The organism is Cryobacterium sp. MLB-32 (genome assembly GCF_000738085.1).
Taxonomy (GTDB): Bacteria; Actinomycetota; Actinomycetes; order Actinomycetales; family Microbacteriaceae; genus Cryobacterium.
In genome coordinates, this window is record NZ_JPRS01000453.1 from 1 (window position 1) to 1,144 (window position 1,144).

Below are 1,144 nucleotides of genomic sequence, written 5' to 3' on the forward strand. Positions count from 1 at the left end.
CACCGAGAACGGCAAGCTCGAACTCACTCAGCAGGCCACGAGCACTGATTTTCCTCGGTATGCAACGCCAGTTGTGGATCTCCCGACTGACACGCGCAGCATCTACGGCAACATCACCGGACAGTTCATGCAGGACACCACACTCACCCCGCAGTTTCCGTTGACCGGCGAGATCGTTCGGGAGATGTGGCGACAGCAGTTCGGTGTGGAGGTTGACGGAGTCATCTCGATCGACCCGGTCACGCTGAGCTACCTGCTCAACGCGACGGGGCCGATCACTCTCGCCACCGGCGACGTGCTGACGGCCGACAACGCGGTGCAACTGCTTCTCGCAGACGTGTATGCGCGCTACACGAATCCGAACGACCAAGATGCATTCTTTGCCGAGGCCGCCAGCTCGGTGTTCTCCAAAGTGTCTAGCGGTGAGGCCGACCCGGTAAAGCTGATTGAGCAGCTCGGGCGGGCGGGCGGGGAGAATCGGGTGCTCGTGTGGAGCGCCCATGACGAGGAGCAGGCCGTTCTGGCGGACACGACGATTGCGGGCGGGTTGCCCGTGAGTGATCAGTTTGAGAAGAACTTCGGGGTCTATCTGAACGACGGGACGGGCTCCAAGATGGACTCGTACCTGGATGTGAAGTATGCGTTGGGGCAGGCGACGTGCAGGCAGGATCGGCGTCCGAACTATGGCCTTGACGTGACGCTGGCCAATACGGCGCCGGCGGATGCAGCCACCTCTTTGCCTGGATATGTGACTGGTCGCGGTGCGTTCAAAGTGACGCCGGGCAACATCAAGACGATGGTGTCCGCTTATGGTGCTCCGGACATGGACAACATGGGCATGACGCGAGACGGTGCAGAGGTTGGGTATCACCCGGCCACGGACGAGGGGTATCCGGTGAGCTCGCTCGATGTGGAGCTGGCGCCGGGTGAGAGTACGGTGTTGCACTTCAAGTGGCTGGGGGCGGAGCCGTTTGATGGGGAGCTGTTCGTGCAGAGCACGCCGTTGATTAGTTTGCCGGAGACGACCGTGTTGACGGTGGGGTGCTGAGCGGGCTTTTGTGCTCCTGTTGATGTCGAGCTGAGATGGCTGCTTGGCAGTGGCGTCCTCAGGCCTCACCTACTCGCTAGCCACTTCACAGACGAC

General features: G+C 61.3%; 1 protein-coding gene. It reads left to right on the forward strand.

The window, feature by feature from the left end; translation table 11 throughout:
* Positions 1 to 1,048: DUF4012 domain-containing protein (locus tag JF66_RS19330; protein ID WP_035880512.1), on the forward strand; the 1,048-nt coding region annotated here is incomplete at its 5' end.
* Positions 1,049 to 1,144 lie beyond the last annotated feature (96 nt).